General features: G+C 61.9%; 19 protein-coding genes. 11 read left to right on the plus strand and 8 right to left on the minus strand.

Annotation, left to right across the window (positions count from 1 at the left end):
- Nucleotides 1–3: 3 nt before the first annotated feature.
- The 5 genes from AC07R1_RS16665 to AC07R1_RS16685 all read right to left on the minus strand — a co-directional run bounded on the left by AC07R1_RS16665 (nucleotide 4) and on the right by AC07R1_RS16685 (nucleotide 3,452).
- Nucleotides 4–888: a tyrosine-type recombinase/integrase gene (locus AC07R1_RS16665; protein ID WP_495110747.1), complete on the minus strand. Its 885-nt coding sequence runs from the start codon at nucleotides 886–888 to the stop codon at nucleotides 4–6.
- A gap of 144 nt (nucleotides 889–1,032) precedes the next feature.
- Nucleotides 1,033–1,719, minus strand: coding sequence for a hypothetical protein (locus tag AC07R1_RS16670; protein WP_495110748.1), 687 nt, complete (start codon nucleotides 1,717–1,719; stop codon nucleotides 1,033–1,035).
- Nucleotides 1,720–1,721: 2 nt separating this feature from the next.
- A complete protein-coding gene (locus AC07R1_RS16675) occupies nucleotides 1,722–2,009 on the minus strand; it encodes a hypothetical protein (protein ID WP_495110749.1) in 288 nt (95 codons plus the stop codon).
- A gap of 78 nt (nucleotides 2,010–2,087) precedes the next feature.
- Nucleotides 2,088–2,783 carry an SOS response-associated peptidase family protein gene (locus AC07R1_RS16680; protein ID WP_495110750.1) on the minus strand — a complete coding sequence of 232 codons (696 nt, stop codon included), beginning with the start codon at nucleotides 2,781–2,783 and terminating at the stop codon, nucleotides 2,088–2,090.
- Between the two features lie 30 nt (nucleotides 2,784–2,813).
- On the minus strand, nucleotides 2,814–3,452 hold the full coding sequence (locus AC07R1_RS16685; protein ID WP_401260653.1) for a hypothetical protein: 639 nt from the start codon (nucleotides 3,450–3,452) through the stop codon (nucleotides 2,814–2,816).
- A gap of 882 nt (nucleotides 3,453–4,334) precedes the next feature.
- Between AC07R1_RS16685 and AC07R1_RS16690 the strand changes: the two genes are divergently transcribed.
- The 8 genes from AC07R1_RS16690 (at nucleotide 4,335) to AC07R1_RS16725 (ending at nucleotide 18,453) form a co-directional block, all read left to right on the plus strand.
- On the plus strand, nucleotides 4,335–4,901 hold the full coding sequence (locus tag AC07R1_RS16690) for a fimbrial protein (RefSeq protein ID WP_047284339.1): 567 nt from the start codon (nucleotides 4,335–4,337) through the stop codon (nucleotides 4,899–4,901).
- A gap of 27 nt (nucleotides 4,902–4,928) precedes the next feature.
- Nucleotides 4,929–5,672 (plus strand): fimbrial biogenesis chaperone, encoded by a 744-nt coding sequence (locus tag AC07R1_RS16695; RefSeq protein ID WP_495110751.1) that lies wholly within the window; start codon nucleotides 4,929–4,931, stop codon nucleotides 5,670–5,672.
- Between the two features lie 176 nt (nucleotides 5,673–5,848).
- Nucleotides 5,849–8,431, plus strand: coding sequence for a fimbria/pilus outer membrane usher protein (locus tag AC07R1_RS16700; protein ID WP_019095804.1), 2,583 nt, complete (start codon nucleotides 5,849–5,851; stop codon nucleotides 8,429–8,431).
- The gene (locus AC07R1_RS16705; protein WP_492617647.1) at nucleotides 8,431–9,189 is read left to right on the plus strand and encodes a fimbria/pilus periplasmic chaperone; all 759 of its coding nucleotides are present in this window, start codon (nucleotides 8,431–8,433) and stop codon (nucleotides 9,187–9,189) included. The genes AC07R1_RS16700 and AC07R1_RS16705 overlap by 1 nt, the downstream gene beginning before the upstream one ends.
- Nucleotides 9,164–10,915, plus strand: a complete 1,752-nt coding sequence (locus AC07R1_RS16710) for a ShlB/FhaC/HecB family hemolysin secretion/activation protein (protein WP_495110752.1) — start codon at nucleotides 9,164–9,166, stop codon at nucleotides 10,913–10,915. Before AC07R1_RS16705 ends, AC07R1_RS16710 begins: the two co-directional genes overlap by 26 nt.
- 75 nt (nucleotides 10,916–10,990) lie before the next feature.
- Entirely contained in the window at nucleotides 10,991–14,050 is a 3,060-nt protein-coding gene (locus AC07R1_RS16715; protein WP_495110753.1) for a two-partner secretion domain-containing protein, read from the plus strand.
- Between the two features lie 633 nt (nucleotides 14,051–14,683).
- The gene (locus tag AC07R1_RS16720) at nucleotides 14,684–15,421 is read left to right on the plus strand and encodes a fimbrial protein (RefSeq protein ID WP_495110754.1); all 738 of its coding nucleotides are present in this window, start codon (nucleotides 14,684–14,686) and stop codon (nucleotides 15,419–15,421) included.
- Nucleotides 15,422–15,564: 143 nt separating this feature from the next.
- Nucleotides 15,565–18,453: a two-partner secretion domain-containing protein gene (locus AC07R1_RS16725; protein ID WP_495110755.1), complete on the plus strand. Its 2,889-nt coding sequence runs from the start codon at nucleotides 15,565–15,567 to the stop codon at nucleotides 18,451–18,453.
- Nucleotides 18,454–18,866: 413 nt separating this feature from the next.
- On the opposite strand, the gene AC07R1_RS16730 is transcribed toward AC07R1_RS16725, so the two are convergent.
- Nucleotides 18,867–19,655, minus strand: a complete 789-nt coding sequence (locus tag AC07R1_RS16730) for an IclR family transcriptional regulator (RefSeq protein WP_015634531.1) — start codon at nucleotides 19,653–19,655, stop codon at nucleotides 18,867–18,869.
- A gap of 158 nt (nucleotides 19,656–19,813) precedes the next feature.
- Nucleotides 19,814–20,263, minus strand: coding sequence for a PaaI family thioesterase (locus tag AC07R1_RS16735; protein WP_019093300.1), 450 nt, complete (start codon nucleotides 20,261–20,263; stop codon nucleotides 19,814–19,816).
- 322 nt (nucleotides 20,264–20,585) lie between these two features.
- On the opposite strand from AC07R1_RS16735, the gene AC07R1_RS16740 reads away from it, so the two are divergent.
- The 3 genes from AC07R1_RS16740 to AC07R1_RS16750 are packed head-to-tail and all read left to right on the plus strand — an operon-like array spanning nucleotide 20,586 to nucleotide 24,693.
- On the plus strand, nucleotides 20,586–22,289 hold the full coding sequence (locus tag AC07R1_RS16740) for a long-chain fatty acid--CoA ligase (RefSeq protein WP_495110756.1): 1,704 nt from the start codon (nucleotides 20,586–20,588) through the stop codon (nucleotides 22,287–22,289).
- Between the two features lie 48 nt (nucleotides 22,290–22,337).
- On the plus strand, nucleotides 22,338–23,693 hold the full coding sequence (locus tag AC07R1_RS16745; RefSeq protein ID WP_495110757.1) for an MFS transporter: 1,356 nt from the start codon (nucleotides 22,338–22,340) through the stop codon (nucleotides 23,691–23,693).
- A gap of 31 nt (nucleotides 23,694–23,724) precedes the next feature.
- On the plus strand, nucleotides 23,725–24,693 hold the full coding sequence (locus tag AC07R1_RS16750; protein ID WP_342402860.1) for an NAD(P)H-dependent flavin oxidoreductase: 969 nt from the start codon (nucleotides 23,725–23,727) through the stop codon (nucleotides 24,691–24,693).
- Between the two features lie 293 nt (nucleotides 24,694–24,986).
- On the opposite strand, the gene AC07R1_RS16755 is transcribed toward AC07R1_RS16750, so the two are convergent.
- Nucleotides 24,987–26,120, minus strand: a complete 1,134-nt coding sequence (locus AC07R1_RS16755) for an acyl-CoA dehydrogenase family protein (RefSeq protein ID WP_047284350.1) — start codon at nucleotides 26,118–26,120, stop codon at nucleotides 24,987–24,989.
- Nucleotides 26,121–26,124: the final 4 nt, after the last annotated feature.

Here is a 26,124-nt window from a genome sequence, read left to right on the forward strand (position 1 = left end):
TCCTTAGATCTTCAGCACCTTCCATTCTTCGAGTCCGCGATCATCGTTGTATTCGTCAGTCATCGATTGTCTTGAGTGCCCGAGCAGGGTCATCGTGTCGACCCCTTGCTGACGATAGAGCCGCTCCGACAATGATCGGATTTCATGAAATGACGGTGGTTTTCGTTTCTCGCCCCAGTCCTTCCCGGGAAAGCACGTCCGTAATCCTTCTTTGAATGTATTGCTTAGATGTCCTGGGCAATAGCCTTTGCCGTCCTTCCTGCGCAATAGCGTGAGGCCAGGGGCGCCGCACTTTGCCATCCGCTCAAGCACACTTCCGAGCTGGAGGTCTGCTTTCTCTAGATAGAGACCTAGGGGGAGCGCGATACGCCTTCCTGTTTTTTGCTGACACACGCGGAGATGGTGGCCCACCACATCGGCGTGGCAGAGCCGGACGATATCTGCTCTGCGCTGGCTGCTCACCAGTGCCAGCTCAAGGGCAAGAGCGAACCAGGCCATGTTTGTGGCTCTGGCCCAGGCATGTATTGCCTGCCAGTGCTCAAGAGTGAGCCGCGATCGCGCCGGTCGCGTTTTCCAGAGCGAAATAGCCGCCGCCGGGTTGAAGTTGGTTTTACGCGCGATGATTCCTTCATTGAAGAGCTGAATTGCCTCAATTCGGACCCTCCGGCGCATGTACGGTTTTCCCGCATTCTCGAGCCCGCGAAGAATTAAAATTAGATCCAGCGGCTCGACGTCAGTTAATTGCTTGCTGCTCAGTGATAAACGGATATGGCGGATGTAGTTGATCCGGTTGCTGATGGTGATTTGTTTTAGGGGGAGGGCGCGAATTATGCGTTCGTATTCGTCGCACCATTCGCCAACAGTCAGCGGGCGTGCAGGTTCTTTCATCAGAAAGTCCAGTTAGACGGCGCGGGATGCGCTTAGAGCTGCCTGTTCGGCAGTAAGGTCTAGAGTGACACCGGTACTTTCTAAGCTACTTATTCAGTAGTCGGGCTGTTGCAGTGATTTTTTAAGCGGTAGACGGCTTGCGTGTCAACCACGCAGGGATTGTATCTCCAGCCTGTGAAGCAACAAGTGCCACATTGCGAAACTGATGTTTTGGCGCGTCGATGCCCCATCAGCAGCAGTGTACTTTCTGAAGTTCTGCGGGGTTACACCGACCAGCGCGGCAGCTTTCGCCCCGGATACGCCGGTTAAGCTACCTTCTCCCACAACGTGCCGCAGCTCCCAACTGCTAGGGGCGCGCCATTCGCTCGGATCATTTGTTAGCACTTCGTCAGGCAGAAGGCCGCAGATCCAAGAGCGCGCCGGAGCCTGGTGCTTTGCAATGATGACTGGGAAATCTGCGAGGAAGATATCGCGAGAGCGTCGGCGGTCTGAGCTTTGCAGCCAGAACTTAGAGCGATCATCGATCACGCCAGGGGTTAGCCCAAGATCGCCGACTACCGTAACTGACGCGACAGATTCTCCGCTGTCAAAGTCAACCAGGTGCACAACCGTAGGCGCGTGCTCGGATTCCATTTCGCGAGCGAACCGCTCGATGTCACCTTCGAACCGCTCGCGGACTTGGGCCTGGGTTGCAATGGCAGGCGCTGTGCGTTCGCCGATGTAGGCATGGCTGTAGTTCAATTCCCAGAGTGTGCATGGGGTACCGGCGAGATTGAGTTGCCGGCGCGGGAAGAAGGTAAAAGGGCCAGATTGAAACTCTGTGGAAGCCATGATTATTTGGCCTCGGCGATATAAGCGTTTACGTACGTGATTTTGTTCTGTACGTACTCTTTGCCAAGCCCGGTAACAACATAGCCAGCATCAACCTTTACCCACTGCTCGGGACGCTTGCCGCGACCTGGATTGTCGATGCTTTTAAAGCCGATCAGTTTATCGCCCTCTGAGCATTGGCCAGGACGTACAGCAATATGTAATTTGCCGCTCTCTGTTTCCTTGATGGTGCCCCACACTTCGCCATCATCTGCTTTGCGGGAATCGTACGAGTAAATAGTGGTAGTCATGATCGTCTCCGGTGGAGGTACAGCGCTAGCCTAATTGCCGTGCTGATAGCTCTACTATACATAGCGCGAATCGCGCTATCAATGGAGGCGGCGACCGTTCATCGGCTCGATCAAATCCGCACCGCGATTCCTGACGTTGCCGACGGCGGTGCTTACCCTAAACCATTCGAAGGCCTCGGCGGGCTCGCCCTGGTGCAATGCCATCTGTTCGGCGCGTTCCTTGGGCGTTGCAGGATCGAGCCATTCCCGGGCCAGGTCCGGGGCCAGGACCACCGGCCGGCGGTCGTGAATATCGACCATGCCGCCCTGTGCGTCGGCGGTGATGATCACAAAGCCGTCGTGCTCCCCGTGACCTTCGTCTGGATCCGGCAGTTGTCCAATTGAGGCGCAGAGGATGGGGGAGCGGTCCCGGTGCCGGATGAGGTAGGGCTGCTTCTTCGGTCCGCCTTCATCTACCCACTCAAACCAGTTATCGATCGGACATACGGCCCGGTGCGGCCAGATCTGGCGGAAGAACGGCCCGTGAGCCACTTTCTCGACTCTGGCATTGATCGGCGCGGCGCGGTCGGTGGCCCAGTGCGGCCGCCACCCCCAGCGCACGGCGTCGGCGTGTAGTTTGTCTTCGGCGACGTGGAAGAGGGCGAGCTGCATCGTCGGCGCGGCGTTGTAGCGCCCCAGGGGCTGATCACCGACGCTATTGATCAGGGCTCCGGGCATGTTCAGGGCTGCGACAAAGTCGTGAATGCCGCGGTACTGCGAAAGTCGTCCGCACATATGAGCGCCCTGGTGATCGGCCTGCGATCTCTAAACTGTAGACCGGTCCCCATCTCTGGCAACAAACCCGCGGCCATCGCAGACGGCGCAGTCTTCCCGCATCACGAACCGGTCAAGACAGGCTGAGCACTTCCTGAATGCCGCAGCGAGCAGAAGAGGGCGAGCGCGGCGGTAGGTTTCGAAGTCGTGATTCTCCAGGGCAATCAACGCTTGGTCCGCGAGGGTTCGGTATGCGTCCGGGTCCTCGATGTTCGCGTACTCGCGTCCGTTGATGCGTTGGCCAGTGATCTCCAGGTCATAAAGGCTGCCGTCGGCCGTTGTGATCGTCAGGCCGTCCATTGACCACACATCCGAATTGATTCGGAACACGAGCCGACGACTTTCTTTCTCATCGATCACCTGGGCTGCCCATTCCTCCGAGCCTTCCGGGTAATAGGTCCTTCCCCAGAGCTTACCCAACCGCGGCCCGCCGCCCCGAGGAACCAGGTCGTAGAAGGCGGACGATATGAATTCAGGTTCGCAATCGATCAGCGTCTCAACGGCGTGCCAGTACGCAGCGTTTGCGAGCTCATCCAGTTCGAACTTCTGAGCCTGATCGATGACCTCAGCATCGACCATGTCTTTGCTGATGGCCAGGCAGCCTTGACGGTAAGCCTCGGGGTAACTCATGCGGAGTTCGTGGTCGTCCAGGTGGCGGCGCCAGTGGGCAAGCCACTCAGCTTTAGGGGGGATACTCATGAGATCAGACTGCTATAACTGATGCTGTATATGCATACAGTAATTGACGTGTGTCTGTTGTGCGAATCGGGCCGACGAGCTGCTGATTGTTGGTCGTAGTTTAGGGCAAATTTAGGGCATAACCGGGGCCGCATTAGGCCGCAATGGGCCTATCAATGCTTTAGGTTTTGCCGTAATTGTTGGCCTAAAGCGGCCTGCAGTCCGATAGGAAGGGGTTCGAATCCCTATCTCTCCGCCATACAAATGAAAGCCCCGGAAATCATCGATTTCCGGGGCTTTTTTGTTGCTCGCAATCGGCCGCCCCGGGCCGTGCGCCCCCCTCGTTTTCCAGCAACGCCTTCTGCCGAACTGTTAGCGCCGGCGGAATCAGTGCGTCCTGCGTCCTGCGCCCGGTCGATTCGGCGTCGCGTGGCCAAATATCAATAGTCCACAATACTTTATGCTGTTATCGGCTATTGGATTGATATTCCAGGAAGTTGTTATTAGCGAATAACTTTAGTTTGTCTGTTGTTTAAGTTGGTTTCCCATTCCGAGAAATTTCCTGTTTCTCTGCGGGAGCATTCCCGGAAATCATGCTGTAGTGATCTTGATCCAAATAAATCGACTCTTCTATATGCTTGGTCGCTGCTGGCAGACCCGATCCGAACTTGTAGTTCAAGCCGGCCGGGATGCCGGGAACAAGCAGCATTAATTAACTTTTATAAGGTCAGGCAAATCCGTTCTTCCAGGCAGACGGCAGTATTATTGTCGGTTGCTTTCGGAGGGAAGTGTTTTGTTGTTGCTTCCTTATAATCATTTGGAAAAGGAAATCAGATGAAACGCAAGACTCTCTTGTCCATGGCAACTTCCGGGTTGATGCTGGCAGCATTGATTCCATCCTTTGCCCAGGCTACCGATGGCGTGGTGAAGTTCAGTGGCAGCATCTCTGACACCACCTGCGATATCAACGGCAAGGCCCCGGGCGAAGGTAACGAGACTAACGTTGAACTCGGTACTATCAAGCCTACTGTGTTTGACAAGATCGGTGCGAGGTCTCCACTGGTGCCGTTCGTACTGCAACTCTCGGGTGCCAACTGCACCGCTGGTAAGAAGGTCTCCATCGAGTTCGACCAACTCGGCAACGTCGACCCAGCCTCCGGCAACCTCAAGCTGATCGGTAGCAAGCCTGCAACGGGCGTGCAGATCGAGGTCTATAACGACCATGACACCACCCCGCAGAAAATCGTCCTGGGCCAAGCCGAGGCATCCCCGCAGATCGCTACGATCTCCACCGACAAGGAAGCAACCCTGAAGTACAAGGCCGCTTACGTATCTACTGAAGCCACCGTCGGTGCAGGTTCGGGCGTGTCCTACATTCGCTACACCCTTGCGTACCAATAACAGCAGTTAGTTATTAAGGGGCAGGTCATGACGCCGACAGCGCGTTTTGTTCATTCTCTCGTTATCGGTGTCATGTTCCTGGGGATACTGTCGGGGGGCGCGCATGCCGGGATAGTACTGGAAGGTACGCGCCTGGTTTATCCAGCAGAGGCTCGTGAAGTTACATTGAAGTTGAGTAACACCGGCTCTGTGGCCTTGTTGGCGCAAAGTTGGATCGACGAAGGCGATGCCAACAAGTCTCCTGAGGAAATCAAGGTTCCCTTTCTTCTGGCCCCAGCAGTCAGCCGGGTGGAAGCGGGAGGCTCGGCAATATTGCGTGTGTCTTATTCAAAAGAGCCCTTGGCAAAAGATCGCGAGTCATTGTTCTGGCTGAATGTACTGGAAACGCCACCACGGCGAAAACAGGACGAGAACGTATTGCAGTTTGCATTCAGGACTCGGATCAAGATTTTCTTCCGTCCTGAAAACTTGATTGGCAATGTGGGCATGGCTGGCGAAAAGCTCAAGTGGGAATTAAGTCGAGCAGGCGCTTCGCAAGTTCCGGTTATCAAAGTGTTCAACCCAACACCTTATTACGTGTCCTTCGGACGCATGGAAGTTGCTGTGTCAGGCCGTCGATTCGATTTGAAGCCAGGCATGGTCGCACCCTTCGGATATGAGTCTTTCCCCTGGCCGGCGAGCGCTCCGTCACAGCCGGCCAAGGCATCAATCGAATATGAGGTGATCGATGATTTCGGCGGCCGAGGCCAGCTGAAAAAGTCGCTTCTTTGACGGGGTGGCCTCATCACTTCTGCGGGCTTTTCAGTGGCTTGGTTTTCTTGAGGGGCAGGGGCTTCGTTATGTCGCGTATTCCGTGCCATCGGCATTTGCGTGCGAGCTGTTCTGGGCCTTCATCCGGCCGCAGACGGGTTCCGGCGACGCAGTCACTGTGTCTGGCGGCGATGCTGATGAGCAATTCCATGGTGCTGGTGGCCGACCAGGACGGCATTGCGCCGGCGACGGCAGAGGCCGCGGATACGGGCTCCAGCCAGGATGTGTTGTTCGACAGCCAGATGCTATTTCAAGGTAAGGGCACTCCCATCGATACCTCGCGCTTTCAACAACTGGGCTATGTCGCGCCCGGCACGTACTTGCTTGATGTGCTGGTGAGCAGTCAGTGGCGAGCGTTGCAGGAAATCCAGTTCCGCGCCAGCGATGACCCACAGGGCAGCCAGCCGTGCTACGACCGTTCGTTGTTGCAGCAGTTGGGTATCGACTTGAAAAAGACCGATGCGAGCCTGGGCACCCATTCCTCTCACCCTCTCATGGGCGATGGGCTGTTTTGCGGCGACCTTGGCAGCTACATCCCTGGCGCGACCACCCGCGTCAAAATTGCGGAACAGAAGATCGAGTTGTCGGTGCCGCAGCTTTTCCTGCAGCAGAACCTGTCGAAAACCTATGTCGATCCGGCGAGCTGGGATTACGGCGTGTCCGCGGCCACGCTCAACTACAACACCAGCCTGTTCAGTTCCCAGAGCAATGGGCGAAGCCAGACCGATGGCTATGCCGGGCTCAACCTGGGGCTCAACCTGGGTGACTGGCGTCTGCGTCACAGCGGTACCGCCACCTGGTCGCCGGAGGTGGGCGGCCATTATCAGCGCGGTTACATCTATGCCCAGACCGACCTGCCGGCCTGGCACTCGCAGTTGCTGGTGGGAGAGAGCGTGACCGAAGCCGATCTGTTCGACTCGGTATCGTTTCGCGGTGTCCGGCTGGCCAGCGACCCGCGCATGTTGCCCGAGAGCCAGCGCTACTACGCACCGCAGATCCGCGGCACGGCCAGCACCAATGCCAAGGTCTCGGTCTATCAGCGCGGCTACATGATCTATGAAACCTCCGTTGCACCGGGGCCGTTCGAGATTTCCGATCTGCAAGCGGCAAGCTTTGGTGGTGATCTGGACGTGACGGTCACCGAGGCCAACGGCCAGACCAGCCGCTTTACCGTACCTTTTGCCACCACCGTGCAAACCCTGCGCCCCGGCACCTCACGCTACAGCCTGACGGCGGGCAAGGTGGCGAACCCCGGGCTCGGTGGCAGCGAGCAATATGTGGCCCAGGGCACCCTGCACTACGGCCTGGATAACCAATTGACCGGTTATGCCGGCACGGCACTCACCGGCAGCTACATGTCGGCGTTGATCGGCAGCGCACTGAATACTTCCCTCGGGGCTTTTGGCCTGGACCTGACCCAGGCCCGAACCGAGCTGCCCCGGGGCGGCAGCATGCAGGGCCAAAGCGTGCGCCTGTCCTACAGCAAGAACCTGCCCAACAGCGGGACCAACTTCTCATTGCTGGCCTACCGCTATTCCACCAGCGGTTACCTGGGCCTGCATGACGCCATCAGCCTGCAGGACCACGTCAACCAGGGCGAGAGCGTCGACTCGTTCGCCCGGGTCCGTGACCGCCTGGATATCAACATCAACCAGCAACTGGGCGACGGCGCAGGGCAGCTCTATGCCACGGGCTCCAGCCTCCAGTACTGGAATCGCCAGGGCCAGACCCTGAACTTCGCCATGGGCTACAGCAACCAGTGGCGCGGTAACAGCTACTCCTTCATGGCTCAGCGCATGCGTGCTTCCAGCAGTGGTTCGCGGGCAGGCGCGGGGGCGGACAACACGTTTTTCAGCTTCAGCCTGTCGATTCCCCTGGGGCGGGAAGGGCGCCGGGGTACCACGATCAACAGCTACGCCAGCCACGACAAGCGTTCTGGCGCGCACTACACCAGCGGCATTTCCGGCGTACTGGACAAGGATGGCGACGCCACCTATGCGTTGTCCGCCGCCCATGACCAGCGCCAGGGCGAAACCTCGACCAACGCCAGCCTCAACTATTTCCTGCCCGAGGTTTCCCTGAGTTCGAGCTTTTCCCAGGGCCGCGACTATCGCCAGCAGTCTCTGGGGGCTTCCGGGGGCATGGTGCTGCATTCGGGTGGCTTGACCTTCGCCCAGACCCTGAGTGAAACCACGGGCCTGGTGCATGCTCCCGATGCCAAGGGCGCCCGGGTCGGCTATGCCGATACGCGGGTGGATGGAAGCGGCTATGCCGTGGTCTCCAGCCTGAGCCCCTATCAATTGAACACCGTGGACATCGACCCCACTGGCGTTGCCGACGACGTCGAGCTGCTGCTCAGCTCGCGCCATGTGGCGCCGGTGGCGGGGGCGGTGGTGATGCTTTCGTACCCGACCCGCAGGGCTCGTGCGGTGCTGATCGACAGCCAGCAGCCCGATGGCCAGCAGTTGCCGTTTGCTGCCGTGGCCGTCGATGCCCAGGACGGTGCCGAGCTGGGGGCGGTGGGCCAGGGCAGCCGCCTGGTGCTGCGTACCGAGCAGGACCAGGGCACGATTCGCGTGGAATGGGGCCAGGAGCCGGATCAGCAGTGCCTGATCGACTACCAGTTGCCGCCCCGCGATACGGCCTCCGCCACGGGCTATGTGGTGCTTCAGCGTCCCTGCCGGGCGATGCCGGCAGGTTCCGTAGAGGAGCGGCCTTGATGGGCCATCAAGGCGGATATCGCCGTCTTTGCTCCCTGCGTGGTTGCCGGTGGCTGCTGGGGCTGCTGGCCTTGTCCAGCGGCTGGGCCCAGGCCGACCTGTCGATTGTCGGCACACGGTTCATCTATTCCGCCGACAAGCCGGCCATCAGCATCCGGGTCGGCAATAGCGGCCGTGCGCCGATCCTGTTGCAGGCCTGGCTGGACAAGGGCGACGCCGAGGTCGACCCCAGCGCCCTGGTGGTGCCGTTCGTGCTGTCGCCACCCATCTCCCGGCTTGAGCCAAGGCAGAACGCAGCCCTGGTTCTGCGCTACAGCGGCGAGCCATTGCCCGGCGATCGGGAGTCGGTGTTCTGGATCAACTTTCTCGAAGTACCGCCCCTGGCGGCCGCGAAGGACGACTTGCTGCGGCTGGCATCGCGCATGCGCATGAAGCTGCTGTACCGCCCCCAGGGCTTGTCCGGCAAGGCTGACGAAGCGGTCCGCCAGTTGCGCTGGAGCCTTGTGGCGCCGGGGCAGGCTGGCGCTGCGCTGCTGGCCGGCAACCCGACCCCGTACTACGTGTCCTTCGCTGAGGTGGCGCTGGGCAGCGGCAATCGATCAATCACATTGCAGGGGATCACCGTGGAGCCCTTCGGCTCGGCGCGGATCGCCCTGCCCGATATGCAGGGAATTACCCCGGATCAGGCGGTGGTTCATTACCAAGTGGCAACTGACAGCGGGGAGACGCTGAGTGGAAGTGCGCGGATACAAGACTGAAGTTGCCTTGGGCAAGTCATCGAACAGCCTGCTTGCGGGGGGCCTTGAACGGCGCTGGCAGCGATTGTCCGGGGGCTGCCTGGGCTTGCTGCTGATGTTGCCCGCAGTGGCGGCTGCCGCGGTGTATGTGCCCAACGCCGGGCAGGCGATGCGCGACATCCAGGCCACGCAACCGGCCTTGCCGGAGCAGCCGGCACCGGAGCTGGACCTGCCGGCGAAGCCGCCGAGCGCCCCTGCCCAGGCTCCGGACACCTCCGGCATCCGCTTGCAGGTCAACGACTTCGTGATCGTCGGCAACCAGGTGTTCAGCAACGAGACGCTGCAAGCCCTGCTGGCGGACCTCAAGGGCCAGGAGCTGGACCTGAACCAGCTGCGCGCGGCCGCCGAGCGCCTGACGACCTATTACCAGAACCAGGGCTACATGCTGGCCCGGGCCTTCCTGCCGGCCCAGGACATCGAGGACGGCGTGGTGCGTATCGAGCTCATGGAAGGTCGCTACGGTCGTATTCAAGTAAACAACCAGTCCCGGGCCCTGAACTCGGTGATCACAGGCCCGCTGTCGTCACTGCACAGCGATACCGCGGTCCGCAGTGAAGATCTTGAACGCAGCCTGCTGCTGTTGAGCGACCTTCCCGGGGTCCGGGTCAAGGGCACTCTCAGTGCCGGCGAGCAGCGCGGCACCACCGACCTGCTGGTCAATGCGCAGCCCGGGCCCTGGGCCAGCGGCACCCTGGAAGCCGACAACTTCGGCGGCTACTACACCGGCGAATACCGCCTCGGGGGCAGCCTCAACCTCAACAACCCCTTGCGCCTGGGCGATCAGTTCAACCTGCGCCTGCTCGGCAGCGACGAGGACCAGCGCTACTACCGCGCCGCCTACAAGCTTCCCCTGGGCCCCTGGTCCACCAGTGTGGGCGTGGCCTATTCGCGGATGAACTACGAGTTGAGCCGGGACTTCGAGGTGCTGGAGGCCCACGGCCAGGCGAGCATCGGCAGTGTCTTCATCACTCAGCCGCTGATCCGCAGCCGCACCTTCGATCTCAGCGCCCAGTTGCAGTACGAGGACAAGCGCCTGCGCGACGACATCGACCTGTTCGAAGTCAGCAGCCAGAAGCATGTGGAACTGTGGAGCCTGAGCCTCAACGGCAACTCCCAGGACAGCCTGCTCGGCGGCGGGCAGAACTTCTTCTACCTCACCTACGGCAGTGGCCGGTTGAGCATCGACGACCCGATGGACCAGTGGCGCGACCATTTCACGGCCGGCACCAACGGTGGCTTTCAGAAGCTCAACCTCAATGCCGCGCGCCTGCAGTACCTGAGCCCGCGCTTTCAGCTCTATGGCCAGTTCAACGGCCAATGGTCCTCGACCAACCTGGACAGCTCGGAAAAATTCGGCATCGGCGGCCCCTTCGATGTGCGCGCCTATCCCCAGGGGACCAGCAGTGGCGACCAGGGCTGGCAGGCCAGCCTGGAACTGCGCTTTCTCCTGGCCCCGCGCTGGCAGCTCAAGGCGTTTGTCGATCACGGCGCGGTGCAGGTCAACAAGAGCCCCTGGATCCACGACGAGAACCGCCGCCAGTTGTCGGGCGCCGGTGTGGGTGCCAGTTGGAGCGGCCCATCGCAACAGATCAGCGTGACCAGTGCCTGGGCCCTGGACAACAACCAGGAGGGCAGCGGGCCCGAGCGCACGCCGCGGATCTGGGCCAGCGCGACACAGTATTTCTGAAGGCCGGCGTGTGCTTCGGAGGTGGTGCCGTCCTGCATAGGTTGCAGGGCGTTTATGAGTAGATAAGGAGTCAACGTGAATAAGGTTTATGCATTGGTGTGGAATCAGGCCCAGGGCTGCTGGAGTGTGACCGACGAGGGCGCACGCCGTCGTCGCCGCTCCGGAACACGCAAGGGCCTGGTGGTGATGGTGGCCGGGCTGCTGGGCATTGGTGTTCTGCCTGTGGCCTTCGCGTTGCCGACTGGAGGCACGGTGGTCTCCGGCACGGCGGACATCCTGACGTTCGACAATGGCAAGCAGATGTCGATCAACCAGCACACTGACAAGCTGATCACCAACTGGAACGACTTCAGCGTGAACCGTGGCCAGACGGTGACCTTCAGCCAGCCGACCAAGACCTCGGTGGCCCTGAACCGGGTGATTGGCGTCAATGGCAGTAACATCCAGGGGCAGATCAATGCCAACGGCCAGGTGTTCCTGATCAACCCCAACGGGGTGGTATTCGGCAACAACGCCCAGGTCAACGTCGGTGGCCTGGTGGCCTCGACCCAGAACATCACCGATGCCAACTTCACCGCCGGCAACTACAAGTTCGCCGGGACCTCGCAGGCTGAAGTCGTCAACAACGGCATGATTACCGCCACCGATGGCGGCAGCGTGGCGCTGATCGGCAAGACCGTGCGCAACGAAGGTGACATCAAGGCGCAGAAGGGCAGCGTGGCCCTGGGTGGCGGCAACGAGTTCACCGTCAGCTTCGACAGCAACAACCTGCTGGACCTGAAAGTCGATGCCGCGGCGATCGATGCGCTGGTCAGCAACGGCGGGCTGCTCAAGGCCGACGGCGGGCAGGTATTGATGACCGCCAAGAGCGCAGGCTCGATGCTGCAGACCGTGGTCAACAACCAGGGCGCCATCGAAGCCAACACCCTGTCGCGCAAGGCCGGCAAGATCACCCTGGACGGCGGTGACGTCGGCGTGGTCAACGTCGGCGGCTCGCTGAGCGCCAACGCACTGACTTCGATCGGTGATGGGGGCGTGGTGGAGACCAAGGGCGCCAACACCAAGGTGCAACTGGCCGCCCGGGTCAACACCCTGGCCACCAACGGCAGGGCCGGTACCTGGAAGATCAGTTCCACCGATGTCAATGTCAGCCCAACCTCCACTCCCGGCAGCAACAATGTCTATGCCGATACCCTGTCGCATAACCTGTCGACCACCAACGTCGAGTTGAGCAGCAAGTCCGGCAACGTTTCGATCGACGGTGACATCAACTGGACCAGCGGCAATCAATTGAGCGTCGTGTCGGCCCAGGACATCAATCTCAACAAAAAACTGACGGCTACTGGTGCAGGCGCCCGTATCGAGCTTCAGGCCGACCGGGACATCAAGCTCGACGGCGCGATAGCACTGACCGGTACCAACAGCAGCCTCGGCCTGGACTACGGCAACAGCTATGCCCTGGGCAAGAACGGCCAGGTCACCCTGTCCGGCAGCGGCGCCTCGTTCGATGTCAATAGTGACTTGTACACAGTGATCCAGAACGCTACGCAGTTGCAGGCGATCGGCACCAACCTCGGTGGCCTGTATGTACTGGGCAATGACATCAAGGGCACCGGCATCATCAAGACCATTGGTGGCAACAAACAGTTCAGCGGAATCTTCGAGGGCCTGGGCAACACCATCAGTGGTTTCACCGTCAATACCGATGGGCCTTACGGTGGTCTGTTCGGCCGATCATCCGGCAGTATCAGCAACCTCAAGCTGGCGTCGATGAGAATCAACGGCACCACCTCCAGCTCCGGCTTCGGAAAAATTGGTGGCTTGGTGGGCGAGAACACCGGCCTCATCGAAAACGTCAGTGGCATCAACCTGGCTGTGAACGCCAACAGTAATCAGACCAACTCTGTCGGTGGCCTGGTCGGCGTCAACGCTGGCGGCTCCATCAACCGTGGATCGGTGACCGGTACGGTGACAGGTAACGGCAACACCTTGGCCATGGGCGGCCTGGTAGGCGAAAACAATGTCGGTCGCGCTGGTGTGGGGACCATTACCAATAGCTCCACCGATGTGCAGGTGTTGGGCACCGTACAGCTCAGTGAAGTGGGTGGCATGGGCGGCCTGGTGGGGGTCAACAAGGGCGGGGAAATCAAGGGTTCTTCGAGTGCCGGCACGATCGGAACTGGTTTCCGCCCACCCGTTAACCCACCCGTTCGCCCACCTTACATAGACCCGAACCTGGGTGGGCTGGTGGGTTACAACCAAGGCGGCCAGATTGAGAACACCAGTTCCTCGGTCAATGTCTGGGGTTATGCCGCCAGCCGCATCGGTGGCCTGGTGGGGACCAACAGAAATGGCACCATCATCGACTCCAGCGCCAGTGGTGCGGTTACGGGGGCAACGTCCATGGCCGCAGGTGGCTTGGTGGGCTGGAACCAGAACAGCACGCTGACGAACGTCAAGGCCACTGGCACGGTCACTGACTCCACCGGCACCAACATTGGCGGGCTGGTGGGCAAGAACGAGGATAGCCGGATCGACACGGCGGAAACGAGCGGCAATGTGATCGGTGGCGCCAACAGCAATGTCGGCGGCCTTATCGGACACAACTTTGGTGGCAGCACTGAATATGTCGTGGCTCGTGGCAATGTCAGCGGCGGCAATATCAGTAATGTCGGCGGGTTGGTGGGTTACAACGACGGCGACCTGAGTTCGGCCGAGGCCAGCGGTAACGTCAGCGGCGGCGTCAACAGCAACGTTGGCGGTCTGGTGGGTACCAATGGCGATCTTGTCGATCACCGCATTAATAGCACATCGGCCAAAGGCGACGTGGTGGGCGGTAATCAGAGTTCGGTTGGCGGCCTGGTCGGTCAGAACAATTCGTACATCACCAACTCCCTGGCCGATGGTCAGGTGAGCGGTGGCGTCTCTGCCCGCCTGGGCGGATTGGTCGGCTTGAACATGGGCGACCTGCGTAGCTCCGTGGCCACCGGCAAGATCAACTTCGTTCCGCGCAACAATCAGACCTACGGTGGCCTGGTCGGGGTCAACTACGGAGACATGCGTTACAACGAGGCGCTGGAGCTGGCGAGCCAGGTACCAGCGGTTGGCCTGAATGAGGGCGATATCCGCAACTGATGACCGGTACCTGCTGATCTGAGGAATGGCAGTTCCTCCGGTGTGCCTGGCTGATGCCTGGCGCACCGGGTTCTGGCTGCTGACGGGCACCTGCTTGTCTCGTTCCTTGATGAGTTTTTAAGGGGGGCCGGAAGCCGCCGGCCACTTTTGGGTAATCCATCTCGTTTGTGCAGAACGCTGCTCTTGTCATGGGCGGCATCACCAAGGCGCAGACAGGGAGAAAGACAGATGATTCGCCAATGGCTGAGGCTTGTAGCCGATTGCAGACCGCTGCCCCTGTGGGTTCATGGCGTCATGCTCGCAGGGGTGCTTTGCGGCTGGGGCAGCGCGGATGCGCGAGCAGCTCTGTTGAACGGTTATGCCAGGGACTGCAGGGTCACCAGTGACACCAGTTCGCAATGGAGGCTGATCAACCCGTTGAACAGCAATACCCCGGTGGGCACCGTGTTGTGGGAACGTACGATCACCTTGCATACCAGTTTCAATCTTGCCATCTCCGGGAGTCCGCGAGAGCTTGTGACTGCCGGACATTGGAGCGGCGGTACGCCGCAGCCTTATGACGCCGCTCCTACCAATATCCAAGGCATAGGCCTTCGATTGGATGCTTTTCCGCGAGGAGGCAAGAGCATAAGAGTGGCTCAAGTCACCTTTCCCATAGCGCTGGAAAAAAATGACGACCTGGTCTACGAGAGCGGCTCAACCTCTCAGACCATGGTCACCCAGATTACTCAATCGCTGATCCTGACCGTGCCGCCGGATCAGTTGCCCACGGGCACCCTCAAAGTTACCCAGGTAGCAGGCTCGTCCTACCTGCAGTTGTATGCGTACGACCTGAAAAAAAACGAGTCGACCCTGGGGTCCCAATTGAGCGATCTCAGCGCACCGCTGACCGGCAGCTGCCGCAAGAGCCTGGTCATGGGCGGCCTGGACTTCAACATGGACATCGAGCTGCCCAAGACCTGTGTGGTGGAAGCCTACAAGGAGATCGGCGTGCGCCTGGGGCGCTTCTCCCTGGCGGACTTTCCCCAGGTCAATGCCACCTCGCCCGAGGTTCCCTTCAGCATCGGGTTGAGCCGCTGTTCGATGCAGGCCCGGCCTCGCATCAGCTTTATCGACAAGTCAGGGGGCTCTGCGGTCAAGGGCGTGCTGGGCCTGATCGACTCCACCACCCGCGGGTTCGGCATTGTCATGACCAATGGGCTGACCTCGGAGCGCATCGAGTACAGCGGCCAGAGCTACGAGATGCAGCGCATCGGCGATGGCGCAAGCATTCCCCTGCGAGCCAGCTACATCCGCATCGGCAATGACCAGGAGGTTCACGCCGGAGGGGCTGCCAACGGGGCTGCAGAGTTCACTTTTACCTTCCCATGATCGCGACCGCTCATTGAGCCGGGCCGTCCGTGGGCAAGTTCTACCCAACACCGTCGTCCAGTTTGAAGGCCTAGCGAGCGCTTCAGCGGCAGTGCCGTGCTGCAAAGGTTTGCAGTACGTAGATAAATCGATATGGAGTTTTCATGAACAAGATCTATGCATTGGTATGGAACCAGGCCCAGGGCTGCTGGAACGTCACTCACGAAGGCGCCCGGCGTCGGCGTGCCGGCTCCGGCAAGGGCCTGGTGGTGGCAGTTGCCAGTCTGTTGGCATTGACCGGGTTGCCTTCGGCGTTTGCCTTGCCCACGGGAGGGGAGGTGGTGTCCGGCAGTGCCGATTTCCATACCCAGGGCCAGCACATGTCCATCAATCAGCAGACGGACAAGCTGGTCACTCAGTGGAAGGATTTCAACGTGCAGAACGGTCAGTCGGTGACCTTCAACCAGCCCACCAGCACTTCGATCGCCCTGAACCGGGTCGTGGGTGTCAATGGCAGCCAGATTCACGGGCAGATCAATGCCAATGGCCGGGTGTTCCTGATCAACCCCAACGGCGTGGTGTTCGGCCAGGGCGCTCAGGTGAATGTCGGTGGCCTGGTGGCTTCGACCCGGGATATCAGCGATGCCGATTTCAAGGCCGGCAACTACAAGTTCGCCGGCACCTCGGCAGCCGAGGTGGTCAACCAGGGCTCCATCACTGCCGCTGACGGCGGTGGCGTGGCGCTGCTCGGGGCCAGGGTGACCAACCAGGGCACCATCAAGGCGCAGAACGGCCGTGTGGCGTTGGCCGCAGGCGATGGCTTCACCGTCAGCTTCGATGACAACCAACTGCTGGACCTGCATGTCGACAGCGCAGCGCTCGACGCGCTGGTGCACAACACCGGCACCGGCCTGCTCAAGGCCGATGGCGGGCAGGTGCTGATGACCGCCAAGAGCGCGGGCTCCGTGCTGCAGACGGTGGTCAATAACCAGGGGACCATTGAAGCCAATACCTTGTCGCAAAAAGCCGGTCGGATCACCCTGGACGGTGGTGATGTAGGGGTGGTCAGTGTCGATGGTTCGTTGCAGGCCAGCGCGCTAGGCGGCAAGGGCAATGGCGGGTTGATCGAGACCCGGGGCGCAACCACCCGCGTACTGCTACCGACCAAGGTCAGCACTCAGTCCCGGGATGGCCGGACAGGCACCTGGAAGATCACCAGCAACGAAGTCAAGGTGGGCTCCTTCTTCTCCGCCAACAGCAACACCGTCCATGCCGACACCGTGTCGCGCAATCTGGCCAAGACCAATATTGAACTGGCTAGTGGCAAAGGCGATGTAGCGGTGGAGAACGGGCTGCGCTGGTCCAGCGGTAACCAGTTGACCCTCTCCTCGGCCCAAGAAATCCGCCTGGATGATCGCCTGTCTGCCAGTGGTGCCAATGCCCGGGTGGAACTCAACGCCCAGGGGGACATCAAGCTCAATCGTCAGCTGACGCTGAGCGGCAGCAACAGCAGCCTCGGGCTGAACCATGGCGGCAACTTTGCGCTGGGCCAGAATGGCGGCGTCACCCTGTCCGGCAACGGCGCCCGCTTCGATGCCAACGGCGAAGCCTACAGCGTCATTCAAAACGCCACGCAGTTGCAGGCGATCGACCAGGATCTGGCGGGCCGCTACGTGCTGGGCAACTCCATCGACAGCAGCGCCCGCCTGAACTCCATCGGTGGGCAGCAAACCTTCAGCGGCGTCTTCGAGGGCCTGGGCAACACCCTCAGCGGTTTGACGGTCAACAGCAACGGCACCGACGGCGGGCTGTTCGCCAGTTCGTCCGGCAGCATCGGCAACCTCAAGCTGGCCTCGATGACCATCAACGGCGCCACGTCCACCACCGGTAGCAGTGCCGTCGGTGGCCTGGTGGGGCGCAACAGCGGGAAAATTGCCAACGTCAGTGCCAGCAAGCTGCAGGTGAATGCCAAGGGCGGGCAGGACAACATGGTCGGCGGGCTGGTGGGCAGCAACGCCGGCGGCTCCATCGATACTGCGTCAGTCACCGGTGTGGTGCTTGGCAACACCTTAACTTCGGCAGCCGGTGGCCTGGTGGGCCTGAACACGGGCTCAGTGATCCAGAGCAGTGCCGGTGTCGATGTCAGGGGCACCATGAACAGCCATGCTCTGGTGGGTATAGGCGGGTTGGTGGGTATCAACCAGAGCGGCTCGATCACTGACTCTTCAAGTTCGGGAGAGATTGGGTTGGGTGGCAGTCGTGACTACGCCTACCGGAACCTGGGTGGCCTGGTGGGTATCAACCAGGACGGCACCATAGTGGGCTCCCACGCCTCGGGCATGGTATTTGGGGGCGCTGGCAACAACGTGGGGGGGTTGGTCGGTTTCAACAACTCCAGCCGGATCACTGACTCGTCAGCCAGCGGATTGGTGATTGGTCTAGTGCTGAACACCTCTGGGGGGCTGGTGGGGCTCAATCAGAACAGCGTTCTGCACAACGTCAAGGCCAGCGGTGAGAACTATGGACAAAAGAGCTTTAACGTCGGCGGCCTGGTCGGAAAGAACGTGGACAGTGAAATCAGCGGTGCCGAAGCCTCGGGCATGGTAGCTGCCGTGGATTCCACCCATGTTGGCGGACTCATTGGGCACAACACTGGCGGTATCACCCAATACGCCGAGGCACAAGGCGATGTATACGGCGGCTCCAACAGCCATGTTGGCGGTCTGGTCGGCTACAACGCGGGTGATCTGCGCTCGGTCTCGGCCAGCGGAAGCGTCCGGGGCGAGAGTAACAGTGCTGTCGGCGGTCTGGTGGGTACTCATGCCAGTGGTCTCATCGATACTGCATCGGCCAAAGGGAGCGTCTATGGCGGCGTGCGTAGCAAGGTGGGTGGCCTGGTTGGAGAAAACCAATCCCGGGTCGTCAACTCCATCACCAGCAGCCACGTAAGTGGTGGTAGCTATGCGGTCCTTGGTGGTTTGGCGGGGGGCGACGGGGGAGAAATACGTCTGTCTTCCTCCTACGGCAACATCAAGAGCGTGGCGGGCAACTGATTAGGAGTCCCCGCTAGTACCGAGTATGTGCAGGTTCCAGGAGCGTCAGACCCATCCCCGACTTCCCTGGCATCTGCAGCTTCAACGCTGTTATCGACCAACAGGCCCCGCCCTGTTCAAGTAATAACGCCGCTTTCTCTGTACGAGAAAGCGGCGTGGCGTTCTTTATCCTGTTCTCTTTTTCTGGCGGCTGGCGGCAGTCAGCCGTTGCTGCTGACGGCTGATACGAGAGCTTGCAGACTGCGGATACACCTTGCCAACACAGTGTGTACCCGTAACTTCTAAATCGACAGAAGGTCGTGCGTCAGGACGCCGTCGGTTTGCCGGAGCTCAGGGGGGGGGCTCCCTGTCCTGACGCTTTTGATGAAAAAAACCTGCATCCATCGCGGATCAGGGGTTTTTTATGGCCTGCCTCAGACGCCCAGGCTTTCCAGGTCCCGTGCCAGCATCACCAGTTGGTGGGCCAGGGAGCTTTCGAGTTTTTCGCTGGACAGCTGGAAGCTCGGGGCGCCGCAGGTCAGGGCCATGATGCTGCCGTCGGCCAGGCGCAGTGGCACGCCGGCACCGTTGACGTTGCGGTCCCACTCGCCCAGTGACAGGCAGAAGCCGAACTCTTCGTATTCACGGAAGGAGTCTTCCAGGGATTTTTCCAGGGCAGGCCATTCATCCCCGAGTTTTTTCGCCACTTCCCCCAACAGGTGGTCACGCTCGATTTTCGGCGTGGCGGCCAGGTAGGCGCGCCCGGCGGCGCTGGTGGCCAGGGGCAGGCGCAGCCCGGGCTCCATGCGCAGGCTGGCGACTTCCGGCGGGCGGCTGCTGTCGACGTGGATCATCGACAGGCGATCGCGGCAAGTCAGGCTGACGGTGGTGTTGGTGCGGCGCGAGAACTCGTCCATGAACGGCTTGCCCAGCTGGCGCACCCGCAGGCTGGCGGAGTAAGCGTAGCCCAGGGCCAGTACCGCTGAATCCAGCTGGTACTTCTCCAGGTCCTGGTTGTACTTGAGGTAGCCCAGCTGCGTCAGGGTGTAGGTCAGGCGCGACACCGTGGGCTTGGGCAGGCCGGTGATACGCGCGATGTCCTGGTTGCCGCGTACCGCGTGACCGTGGGTAAAGGCCCGCAGGACTTCCAGGCCTCGGGCCAGGGCTTCGACGAACTTACGGTCTTTGGGCGCTTGTTCCGGGGAGTCGTTCGGGTCTTGCATGGGGTCTTCCGGTAGGGGCTGGTGCCGGGCGCAATGCCGGTTGACCACGCAGCGGATTCGTGGAAACAAAGGAAAAATGTTATCCCGGAACCGCCGCAATTGAAATCTGCGATTCCCTGACGAAACCCAATTCCGTTCCTGACGCCATCACCGGCCAATCAAGGGCACGCCATAACCTCAGTGGCTGCCGCGCGCAGGCGGCCGCGCTTGAACACCCCTTCGGCGCTGGCCAGCAGGCGGTCCTGGGCATCCAGCAGGTCGCAGCTGGCCATGAAGATCTTGGCCCCGCCGCCGCGCAGGCGGGCCACGGCCCGGACCTCGGTGGCCGGTGGGATCGCGGCCATGTAGTTGATGTTCAGGGACAGGGTCAGGGCCAGCCGCCACTGGGCGGGGTCGGCATGCCAGGTGCCGCTCATGCCCATGGCGGTGTCGGCCAGGGAGGCGATGACACCGCCGTGCAGATTGCCGGCCTGGTTGAGGTGATGAGGTTGGACGGTGACCGCGATGACGGTTTGCGCCTGCTGGTATTCCCGCAGGTTCAACCCGAGATGGGCCGCGAATCCGCTGAACAGGCCTTGCAGCATCGAAACTTCGGGTACGGCACTCATGGGCGATGGCTCTTGGGTCAGTCCCGGTCGGGTGTCCTGGAGGGCAGGTGTTCCCCGTGGCCAGGCAGCAGTGATTGTTCTGATTGTGTTTCGCAGGGCAAATGGCTCGTTGAAATGCAGGATGTCAGCGAATATTCTACTGGTCAATATGGAATGTTATTTCGCACAGCGGAATATAAGTGGTTGAAAATCACGCCCTGCATGGGGCAGGATCGACCCGGGGCGGTGGCCCATCAACGTGCGGCCTGGCTGGCCAGCCGGCACCGGATGACGCTGTCCATGGCTGTTCCCTCGATCATTCCCGGGCTTGAAGGAGTCTTCCATGTCCACCGCTCGTACCCAGCGCCCCCATCACCGTGTCTGGCCCAAGCGCCTGCCCCTGGCCTTGTCGGTGCCGGCCACCTCGCTCTGGTTCAACCTGGAGGTGGCGGCCCGGCGTTACCCGGACAAGGTCGCCTACCGGTTTTTCGGCCACACGCTGAGCTTTGCCCAGTTGCAGGCCGAGGCCCTGGCGCTGGCCGGCTGGTTGCAGGGCGAAGGGGTCGAGCCCGGTGACCGGGTGGCGCTGTACCTGCAGAACTGCCCGCAATTCATCGTCGCCTGCTACGCCATCCTGCGGGCCAATGCGGTGCTGGTGCCGATCAACCCGATGAACAAGGTGCAAGAGCTGAGCTACCAGCTCGGCAATGCCCAGGCGCGGGTACTGATCTGCGCCGCGGACCTGGCGCCCATCGCCCAGGCGGCGAATGCCAGCCTCGACCCCGAGCAGCGACTGCACCGGGTCCTGGTGACCCGCTACAGCGATGCCATGCCGGCGCCGGCGGACATGCACCCGGCGGAGGTCGCCAGCGCCGAGATCGATGCCTGGCTGCGCAGCGAGCCACCTCTGCCCGAGGGCTATCAGCGCTGGAACCAGGCCCTGGCCCAGGCACGTTGCCCCGGCCCGCACACTGCCCAGGCCGATGACCTGGCGCTGCTGCAATACACCTCGGGCACCACCGGCCATCCCAAGGGCTGCATGCACACCCATCGCAGCCTGATGAGCAACGCGGTCAGCGGCAGCTGGACCCAATCCACCGTGGAGTCGGTGGGCCTTGGGGTCGTGCCGTTCTTCCACATCACCGGCCTGGTGTGCTTTGTCCTGCGGGCGGTGTTCGACGCCACCAGTACGGTGATCATGCCGCGCTGGGATCGGGAACTGGCCGGGCGGCTGATCTCGCGGTACCGGGTGACCCACTGGACCTGCATCCCGACCATGGTCATCGACCTGTTCGCCAGCCCCCATTACCAGGACTTCGAACTGTCGAGCCTGGTGCATATCAACGGTGGCGGGGCGGCGATGCCCGAGGCGGTGGCGCAGCGCCTGCGCCAGGAGTTCGGCCTGACTTTTCTCGAAGGCTACGGCCTCACCGAAACCGCCGCCGCCAGCCATGGCAACCCCCCTGAGCGGGCCAAGCTGCAATGCCTGGGCATGCCGTTCTTTGGTGTCGATTCACGGGTCGTGGACCCGCGCACCCTGGAGGAACTTGCACCCGGCGAGGTGGGGGAAATCATCACCTCTGGCCCGATGCTGTTCAAAGGCTACTGGCGCAACCCTGAAGCTACCGAGGCGGCGTTCGTCGAGTTCGAGGGCAAGCGTTTCCTGCGCACCGGCGATCTGGGGCACATGGATGAGGAGGGCTATTTCTTTCTCACCGACCGCCTCAAGCGAATGATCAACAGCAGCGGCTTCAAGGTCTGGCCGGCGGAAGTGGAGGCGCTGCTGTTCAAGCACCCGGCGGTGCACGAAGCCTGTGTCATCGCCACCCGGGACGCCTACCGCGGGGAAAGCGTCAAGGCCCTGGTGGTGCTGCGCAGCGAGGCCCGGGGCCGCACCACCAGCGAAGAGATCATCGCCTGGGCGCGCGAGCACATGGCCGCCTACAAGGTGCCGCGGGTGCTGGAGTTCGTCGACAGCCTGCCCAAGTCCGGCTCCGGCAAGGTGATGTGGCGCGTGCTCCAGGATCGCGAGGCGACCCATAGCTGAAGAGTGATTTCCCAGGCGGGCCAACCCGCGACTGCGTCGGAGACGACAATGACTACAACAACAATAACGGTCCAGGATCCCCACGCCTCACCCGATCATGCCCGGCAGCTCGACACGCTGTACGCCAGGATCCGCTGGCGCCTGCTGCCGCTGTTGATGCTGTGCTACATGGTGGCCTTTCTGGACCGGGTGAACATCGGCTACGCCCAGTTGCAGATGAAGCAGACCCTGCCGTTCGGCGATGCGGTGTATGGCCTGGGGGCGGGGATCTTCTTCATCGGCTACTTCATCTTCGAGGTGCCCAGCAACCTGATGCTCAAGCGCAGCGGCGTGCGCAAGACCCTGTTAAGGATCATGTTCTGCTGGGGCCTGGTGGCCGCGGCGATGATGTTCGTCAGCACCCCGATGCAGTTCTACGTTCTGCGTTTTCTTTTGGGGGCCTTCGAGGCCGGGTTCTTCCCCGGGGTGATCCTGTATTTCACCTACTGGTTCCCGGCGCCGCGCCGGGGGCAGGTGATCGCCATCTTCATGACCGCCGCCGCGGTCGCCGGGCTGATTGCCGGGCCGGTCTCGGGCAGCATCCTCAAGTACCTGGACGGCGCGGTCGGCCTGCACGGCTGGCAATGGATGTTCATGATCCAGGGGCTGCCGGCCAGTGTCCTGGGGGTGGTGGCCTTTCTCTATCTGCAGGACAGCCCGGCCCGGGCCCGCTGGCTCAGCCCCGGGGAAAAGCGCCTGCTGGACGCCGACATGGCCCGGGATCTGGCGAACGCCCGGGACAAATCCCAGGACAGCCTGGCGCAGATGTTTCGCGACCCCAGGATCTACCTGCTGTCCACAGCCTATTTCATGTTCCTGGGCGCCACCTACATGCTGGTGTTCTGGATGCCGAGCCTGATCCAGGGCTGGGGCAGCAAGGACCTGTTGCAGGTCGGGCTGATCACCGCGATCCCCAATATCGTCGGGATCGTCGGCATGGTGCTGATCGGGCAGCACTCCGACAAGCACCGGGAGCGGCGCTGGCACTTCGTCGGCTGCATGGCCATCGCGGTGTTCGGCCTGGCGGTCACCACCTTGCTCAACGGCCACCTGCTGCTGTCGGTTACGGCCCTGGGTTTTGCCTACGTGGGGATCAAGGCCGGCACGCCGATCTTCTTCGCCCTGGTCAGCGAGTACCTGTCGGTGGCGGCCACCGCCGGGGGCATTGCCTTCATCAGCAGCCTGGGCAACCTCGGCCCGGCGGTCACACCCTGGCTCAACGGGGTGATCAACAGCCATACCGGCGGCCACGTGTCGAGCATGTACCTGGGGATTGTCATGTACCTGCTGGCGGGCGGGCTGGTACTGGTGACCGCGCGCATCGCCCGGGTGCCCAAGGTCGCTGCGGTCGTCGCCGAATCATGAACTACCCATTGGATTGCCCAGGAGCCCGAACATGAGCCTGCCGAAGATTCTCACCCAGCATTTGCGCCTGCCAGTGGTGGCCGCGCCGCTGTTCATCATTTCCACTCCCGAGCTGGTGATCGCCCAGTGCAAGGCCGGGATCGTCGGTTCCTTTCCGGCGTTGAACGCACGGCCGGCCGAGCGCCTGGGGGAGTGGATCGAGCAGATCACCCAGGCCCTGGCCGAGCACGACCGGCTGCACCCGCAGCGGCCCGCCGCGCCGTTTGCGGTGAACCAGATCGTCCACCGCTCCAATGACCGGCTGGAGCAGGACATGGCGGTCTGCGTGCAGCACAAGGTGCCGATCATCATCACCTCCCTGGGCGCGCGCCCCGAGATCAACCAGGCGGTGCACAGCTACGGCGGCATCGTGCTGCACGACGTGATCAACAACCGTTTCGCGCGCAAGGCCATCGACAAGGGCGCCGACGGCCTGATTGCCGTGGCGGCCGGCGCCGGAGGGCATGCGGGCACCCAGTCGCCGTTTGCCCTGGTGCAGGAAATCCGCCAATGGTTCGATGGCCCGCTGCTGCTTTCCGGGGCCATTGCCTCGGGGCGTTCGATCCTCGCGGCCCAGGCCCTGGGGGCGGACCTGGCCTACATCGGCTCGGCCTTTATCGCCACCCAGGAGGCCAACGCGGTGGCGGGCTACAAGCAGATGATCAGCCAGTCGACGGCCGAGGATATCGTCTACACCAACCTGATCACCGGGGTGCACGGCAATTACCTGAAGGCCTCGCTGGTGGCCGCGGGGCTGGACCCCGATGACCTGCCCAGCAGCGATCCCTCGCAAATGAACTTCGGCGCAGACAGGCACAAGCCCAAGGCCTGGAAGGAGATCTGGGGCTGCGGCCAGGGGATTGGCGTGGTTGACGGCGTACCGAGCGCCGGAGACTTGGTGGCGCGCCTGGGCAGGGAGTATCAGCAGGCCTGCCAGGAGCTGCGCACCCGGTTGCTGTAACGCGCAAGTGGGAAGGGGAGGCTGCCGGCAATGGCCGGCAGCGTCGTTTTCGCGATCTACCAGATCTTGTGGATGAGGCTCAGGGCGTGGCCGCGGTAGGCCAGGCTCTCCATGATCTCCAGGTAGCGGTTGTCGACCTCGGCCACGCCCTTGCCTGGCGCCGCGCTGATGCGGCGCCAGGCTTGGCTTGGGTTCAGCAGGGGGATTGAGCGCAGCGTCGGGCAAGGAAGGCGGCGACACCTGCTGCCCTTGCGACAGGCCCAGGTGGCCGCCCGGACCGCGATTCATGGGGCCTATTGCTTGCCCAGGGCGATGTAGCGTTGCAGGTGGTGATCCTCGTCCCCCAACTGATGGTCGATCATCACCAGCCGCTTGGCGTAATGGGCCAGAGGCAGCTCCCAGGTCATGCCGATGCCGCCGTGCAACTGGATGCATTCTTGCGCCACCAGGGTGCCGATGCGGCCGATGCTGACCTTGGCCGCTGACAGCGCGCGCTCGCGGTCCAGGCGATCGGCCTCCAGGGCCGAGGCGGCATTGATCACCGCCGAGCGCGCTTGTTCGATCTCCAGCAGCAGCACCGCCATGCGATGTTGCAGTGCCTGGAAACTGCCGATCGGGCGGCCGAACTGCTGGCGGGTGCGCAGGTAATCCAGGGTCGCCACTTTGGCCACTTCCATGGCGCCCAGGGCTTCGGCGCACAACGCCAGTACGCCGCGGCCAATGGCCCGCTCCAGGGTGGCATGGCCCTGGTGCAGGGTGCCCAGCAGGGCAGAGCCCGGCACAAGCAGCTGGTTCAGGCGCACCTGCGCCACGGGGCCGCCATCGAGGGTGGCGCTGCCGCGGATCTCCAGGCCCGGGGTGTCCCTGGGCACCAGGAACAGCGAAATGCCCTGGCTGTCGTCAATGGCCCCGGCGGTGCGGGCCGACACCACCAGCAACCCGGCCTGCTCGCCGTGCAGCACCAGGCTCTTGGTGCCATCCAGGCGCCAGCCGTCGGCCTGGGGTTCGGCGCGGCAGGCGACCCGGTTGAGTTCGTAGTGGCTGTCGGGTTCGTCATGGGCCAGGGCGGCGATCAGGCTGCCGTCGATGATCTGCGCCAGCTCGATCTTCTGCGTTTCGCTACCGGCGCTGGCGATGGCGTCCCCGGCCAGCACCGCGCTGCCCAGCAGCGGTTCCACCAGCAGCCCGCGGCCCACGGCCTCGAAGACCAGGGCCAGGTCGAAGCCACCGCCGCCGTAGCCACCGTCGGCTTCGCTGAACAGGGCGCCGATCACCCCCATCTCTGCCAACTGCTGCCAGATCCCGGAGTTGAAACCCTGGCCTGACTGCAGGCTCTGCTGGCGTTTTTCCAGGTTGTAGTGCTGGGCGATAAAGCGGTTCAAGCTGTCGCCGAGCATGCGCCGTTCTGCGCTGTGTTCGAAGTTCATGTGC

The organism is Pseudomonas sp. GW821-FHT07F01 (assembly GCF_059418825.1).

Bases quoted from the DNA above. Each gene is read 5' to 3' on its own strand.
- AC07R1_RS16705 (WP_492617647.1), top strand. From the start codon at position 8,431: ATGGGCCATCAAGGCGGATATCGCCGTCTTTGCTCCCTGCGTGGTTGC.
- AC07R1_RS16745 (WP_495110757.1), top strand. From the start codon at position 22,338: ATGACTACAACAACAATAACGGTCCAGGATCCCCACGCCTCACCCGAT.
- AC07R1_RS16670 (WP_495110748.1), bottom strand. From the start codon at position 1,719: ATGGCTTCCACAGAGTTTCAATCTGGCCCTTTTACCTTCTTCCCGCGC.
- AC07R1_RS16730 (WP_015634531.1), bottom strand. From the start codon at position 19,655: ATGCAAGACCCGAACGACTCCCCGGAACAAGCGCCCAAAGACCGTAAG.
- AC07R1_RS16700 (WP_019095804.1), top strand. From the start codon at position 5,849: ATGAGCAATTCCATGGTGCTGGTGGCCGACCAGGACGGCATTGCGCCG.
- AC07R1_RS16755 (WP_047284350.1), bottom strand. From the start codon at position 26,120: ATGAACTTCGAACACAGCGCAGAACGGCGCATGCTCGGCGACAGCTTG.
- AC07R1_RS16725 (WP_495110755.1), top strand. From the start codon at position 15,565: ATGAACAAGATCTATGCATTGGTATGGAACCAGGCCCAGGGCTGCTGG.
- AC07R1_RS16695 (WP_495110751.1), top strand. From the start codon at position 4,929: ATGACGCCGACAGCGCGTTTTGTTCATTCTCTCGTTATCGGTGTCATG.
- AC07R1_RS16740 (WP_495110756.1), top strand. From the start codon at position 20,586: ATGTCCACCGCTCGTACCCAGCGCCCCCATCACCGTGTCTGGCCCAAG.
- AC07R1_RS16690 (WP_047284339.1), top strand. From the start codon at position 4,335: ATGAAACGCAAGACTCTCTTGTCCATGGCAACTTCCGGGTTGATGCTG.
- AC07R1_RS16735 (WP_019093300.1), bottom strand. From the start codon at position 20,263: ATGAGTGCCGTACCCGAAGTTTCGATGCTGCAAGGCCTGTTCAGCGGA.
- AC07R1_RS16680 (WP_495110750.1), bottom strand. From the start codon at position 2,783: ATGTGCGGACGACTTTCGCAGTACCGCGGCATTCACGACTTTGTCGCA.
- AC07R1_RS16665 (WP_495110747.1), bottom strand. From the start codon at position 888: ATGAAAGAACCTGCACGCCCGCTGACTGTTGGCGAATGGTGCGACGAA.
- AC07R1_RS16685 (WP_401260653.1), bottom strand. From the start codon at position 3,452: ATGAGTTACCCCGAGGCTTACCGTCAAGGCTGCCTGGCCATCAGCAAA.
- AC07R1_RS16750 (WP_342402860.1), top strand. From the start codon at position 23,725: ATGAGCCTGCCGAAGATTCTCACCCAGCATTTGCGCCTGCCAGTGGTG.
- AC07R1_RS16675 (WP_495110749.1), bottom strand. From the start codon at position 2,009: ATGACTACCACTATTTACTCGTACGATTCCCGCAAAGCAGATGATGGC.